The organism is Streptomyces sp. NPDC059900 (assembly GCF_050270335.1).
Taxonomy (GTDB): domain Bacteria; phylum Actinomycetota; class Actinomycetes; order Streptomycetales; family Streptomycetaceae; genus Streptomyces.
On sequence record NZ_JBNNJZ010000690.1, the window covers coordinates 1 to 3,959 of the forward strand.

Annotated in this window: 6 protein-coding genes; 1 reads left to right on the plus strand and 5 read right to left on the minus strand. The window is 70.9% G+C overall.

Annotated elements, in window-relative coordinates:
* A partial coding sequence (locus ACQKIP_RS42075; protein ID WP_427745416.1) for an ATP-binding protein occupies nt 1-846 on the plus strand: 846 nt, incomplete at its 5' end.
* A 51-nt stretch (nt 847-897) separates the two neighbouring features.
* On the opposite strand, the gene ACQKIP_RS42080 is transcribed toward ACQKIP_RS42075, so the two are convergent.
* The 5 genes from ACQKIP_RS42080 to ACQKIP_RS42100 form a co-directional block, all read right to left on the minus strand.
* Complete coding sequence (locus ACQKIP_RS42080; protein WP_365863508.1) at nt 898-1,254, minus strand: DUF3662 domain-containing protein; 357 nt, start codon at nt 1,252-1,254, stop codon at nt 898-900.
* 187 nt (nt 1,255-1,441) lie between these two features.
* Nucleotides 1,442-2,161, minus strand: a complete 720-nt coding sequence (locus ACQKIP_RS42085) for an SGNH/GDSL hydrolase family protein (RefSeq protein WP_365863506.1) — start codon at nt 2,159-2,161, stop codon at nt 1,442-1,444.
* Nucleotides 2,158-2,625, minus strand: a complete 468-nt coding sequence (locus ACQKIP_RS42090) for a cupin domain-containing protein (RefSeq protein WP_365863504.1) — start codon at nt 2,623-2,625, stop codon at nt 2,158-2,160. The genes ACQKIP_RS42085 and ACQKIP_RS42090 overlap by 4 nt, the downstream gene beginning before the upstream one ends.
* A gap of 82 nt (nt 2,626-2,707) precedes the next feature.
* On the minus strand, nt 2,708-3,541 hold the full coding sequence (locus ACQKIP_RS42095; protein WP_365863502.1) for an AraC family transcriptional regulator: 834 nt from the start codon (nt 3,539-3,541) through the stop codon (nt 2,708-2,710).
* A gap of 214 nt (nt 3,542-3,755) precedes the next feature.
* Nucleotides 3,756-3,947: a DUF4236 domain-containing protein gene (locus ACQKIP_RS42100; protein ID WP_365863500.1), complete on the minus strand. Its 192-nt coding sequence runs from the start codon at nt 3,945-3,947 to the stop codon at nt 3,756-3,758.
* Nucleotides 3,948-3,959: the final 12 nt, after the last annotated feature.

Below are 3,959 nucleotides of genomic sequence, written 5' to 3' on the forward strand. Positions count from 1 at the left end.
CTCGGCGGCCGGCTGCGGCCCGGTGACCTGTGGGACAGGGGTGCCGGAATGGAGCGGGAGAAGGACCTGATCGAACGGCGGGTCGTGCTGCCGCTTGCCGCACCGGAGCGTGCCGCGCTGCACGGTGTGCGCCCGCCCAGGGCGGTGGGCCTGTTCGGCCCGCCGGGCACCGGCAAGACCACCTTCGCGCGCGCCATCGCCTCGCGCCTTGGCTGGCCTTTCGTGGAGATCCTGCCCTCACGGCTGGCCGACGGGGGCAATCTGGCCGCCGCGCTGCGCTCCGCGTTCGCGGCGATCGCCGAGCTGGAACGCGTCCTGGTCTTCATCGACGAAGTCGAGGAGATCGCACCGGTGCGCCAGGAACCGGCGCAGCCCGGCGGGATGCACGGAGTGACCAACGAACTGCTCAAGCTCATCCCGGGCTTCCGGGAGCGTGACGAGCGCCTACTGGTGTGTGCGACGAACTCCGTCCGCTCCCTGGACCCCGCCTTCCTGCGTCCCGGCCGCTTCGACTATCTGATCCCGATCGGTACACCGGACAAGGCCGCCCGGGCGGCGATCTGGGCGCGCTATACCGACGGCAGGCCGGAGGCGGACATCGGCGAACTGGTGGCAGCAAGTGATCTGTTCACGCCCGCCGACATCGAGCACGCCGCCCGGATCGCGGCGCAGCACTCCTTCGAGCGCGATCTCGTCCCGGCCGGCGGAGGGCCGGCCGCCGCAGGGGCACTGCCGGGAGCGACCACGGCCGACTACCTTCAGGCGATCGCGCAGTGCCGCCCCACGGTGACCCCTGAGATGATCGACCAGTTCGAATCGGACATCACCACGCACGCCCGGTTCTGACCCGGCACAAGCCTCCGGACCTCTGTCGGGTTCCGAAGGCTTGGCCGCCGCTCAGCTGGGATTGACCGCACTGTGCAGACGAAACTGTCCGACGGTGTCGTCCGGAGCGGCACACACATGCACCGAGACCGGGCCGGGAAAGGTGTAGCCCTGCTCGGCGGCGTGCCGGCAGACCTGCGCGCCGAGCTGGCGTTGCACCTGTGCCATGTACTTGGCCAGCCGCCGGTGGGAAGCTGTCGGGAGTTCAAGCGTGTAGGTGTTGGGCGCCAGGACGCATTGCCGATCGACGATGACCGTATTGTCGTCGCATGTCTGGCGAAGTTCGGCCAGCACTTCCGGCTGGTCCCGTTGCGTAGGAAGCAGGCGCTCCCACAGCGGGGCGGTCCACTTCTCCAGGGTCTTCTCCACGTTACTGATGCTTCCCATACGAAAACGGGTGCCCGGCCAGACGTGATGCACGCCCGCAAGCGGGTGCCGGGATCGGCTCGCCGCGCGCACGGCGTGGGCGAGGCGCCCGTGGCGCACGCTGTCCCCGGCGGCCGGGGCCCCGCGATGTTGACCGCTACTTCGCCTTCCTCCGCTTCAAGCGCGCGAGCTACGTGCTCCGGGGCGCCAGAAACGTGTCGATGACCTCGGCGACAAGGGCGGCGCCGCGGCTGTTCTGGTGGATGTGATCGGTCGTGAGCACCAGGCCCCGGCGCCGCGAGATCGTATCGAGGCTGCGGCGCAGCACGGCGTGCCGGACCAGGACGCCGACGCTCGCCCGGGGCGTCGGATCTTGGTAGGGGATCGGCGGCGGGTCCGCCTGTCGTAGTTCCTCGACCTGGCGTTCGTGCAGCGGGAGGTAGGCCGTGCCATGGGCGGCGGCAACCTCGGCGATCATCCGGCTGTAGGCCTGCGATGCGTGTGCCGCCGCTGCGTCGAGTTGTTGGCCCAGGACCGGGAGCGAGAGCAGAGCGATCGACGCGTCGGTCTGCGTGCGCAGCCGTTCGACGACGGCTCCCAGGCACTGCTGGAACCAGCCGGCCGACGGCCGCTCGGGAAGCTGTTTGCGCTTCATGGCCTGCTCGAGGCGGTAGCCGGCGAGGCTCGCCCGCGCGTCGTTGGTCCCGATCAGCACGGTGATCACGTCGGGCGGGTCTGCGACGACGGTATCCAGGCGCCGCAGGAGGTTGTAGGCGAAGTCGCCGTTGGCGCCGAAGCGGGCGAACCGCACATCGCCGGGCGGGTGGCGTTGCTTGAGAAGGTCCAGGTAATCGACGCTGAGCTGCGCGCGGGTGAGGCTGTCGCCCAGGCACGCGACGCGTGTGCTCACTGTGCTTGCGGGTCGGGTGTGCCGACGTGCTCGGCGGGGCGGGCCTCGGTTCGGGGCCGGTGGTCGGTGCCCAGTCCGGCGGTGATGGTCAGGATGGTCGCCGGGCCCGTCATGTCGACCGCGTGCCATGTCCCGGCCGGGTTCACGGTGGCCTGACCCGGCCCGAGCACTACGCGCTCGGCCGCCCCGTCCACGTCACGGGTGACCGTCACCGACCCGCTGAGGCAGAGCACCAATTCGTCGCCGGCGGGATGGCGCTCCCAGTCGTCGCCGGGCCCCTCGCCGTCGAAAATCGTCACGATGCGGCCCTCGGCCCCGTCGGCTGCGACCGCGGCGCTGTAGGCCTGAAGCACCTGAGGGTTCCAGGCGAAGCCCTCGATGGGTTTCGCCCTCGATCCCAGTCCCAGGTGCACGGGCGTGGTGCGCAGGTCGATGGCGTTGGGTTCGTGGTCGAGAAGTCTCATGCCGACGATCGTCACAGGGCAGGCAGTGGAGGGTCTTGAAGAAAAGGGAACGGATGCAGGGGGAGGGGCAGCCGGTCGGCGACTACCCGCTGCCGAGGAGGAGCTCGCCGCGACGCCAGGCCGTCGGCGAGCGGCCCGTGAACTCGCGCCAGTCCCGCACGAGATGGGCCTGGTCGGCGTAGCCGGAGACGGACGCCACCTGGGCCCAGGGCAGTGGGGTGTGCACGGTGGCCAGGTCGTGGGCGTGCTCGAAGCGCAGAACGCGGGCGAAGGTCTTGGGCGACAGGCCCACCTCGCCGCGAAAGCGGTCGGTGAGGTAGCGGCGGCTCCAGCCCAGTTCCGCGGCCAGCGCCCCCACCTTCAGGCTGCCCCGCGCGGCGACGAGGCGGCGCCACGCCTCGGCCACCTCAGGCCCCTGCCCCGGCAGGCGATCACCGCCGGCGCGGCCGACGGCTCGCAGCAGCAACTCATCCAGCGCGGCGAACCGCGCGGCCCAACTCCTGGCGGCGCGAAGCCGGTCGACCAGTTCGGTGCCCAGCGTTCCGAGAAGCTCATCGAGCGGGACGAGTTGATGGGCGAGCGCAGCGGCGGGCATGCCATAGAGGGCCCTGGCCCCAAGGGGTGTCAGCGCCACCTGCACGCCGTGCTGGCGTCCGTCGTGGTGGATGGCCACGGAGCGGCACATCAGACCGCCGGCCACGCTGTCGAACCGGGTGACTGGCGACCCGTCGTCGACACCCGCCGCCACCTGCAAAGGCCCGGACAGGCTGATCACCGCGGTGAGGGCGTGGCCCGGCGGACCGCAGTGCACTCCCGCCGGGAACCCGCGCAGGTCAAAACCGACGTACGAGCCGACGTAGCGTCGCAGGGCGGGCGCAGGGCGGGCAGCGATCCCGGTAGCCGTGAGGTCCTCCACCCGGATCAGTGTACGAACCGGCGAGCCGGGAGTGGCCGCCGCCCGAGCGAACTCGCCCTGAGCGGCGCCTACTTCGGCGTGTGCGCGGGCCTTGGAGCCGTCATCGGCGGGCCGGTTGCGCCGTGGCCTGATCTGCGGTGACTGGGTTGGGTGGGGGAGTGGTCGGCTCCGGGCGGCCCCGGAGCCGACGGAAGGTTGCTCTCCTGCCGCCCTTCTACCGTCGCTTCGTTGTGCGGCGCCAGCCGAACGGGCCCGGCAGGTCCATCGACGTGGTGCGCCGGCCGGTGCTGCTGTGCGTGCGGCGAGGGCCGTGGCGGCCACCTGTGGTGAGGGACCAAGAGCGCTTGTTGATGTTCAGCTTCACGCCGGGAAGTATGCGAAAGCTCTTGCGGAAGGTGAGCGGCATGGAGTCCTCCTC

Excerpts from the sequence above, each read along its gene's own strand:
- ACQKIP_RS42090 (WP_365863504.1), bottom strand. The coding sequence starts at position 2,625 with ATGAGACTTCTCGACCACGAACCCAACGCCATCGACCTGCGCACCACG.
- ACQKIP_RS42100 (WP_365863500.1), bottom strand. The coding sequence starts at position 3,947 with ATGCCGCTCACCTTCCGCAAGAGCTTTCGCATACTTCCCGGCGTGAAG.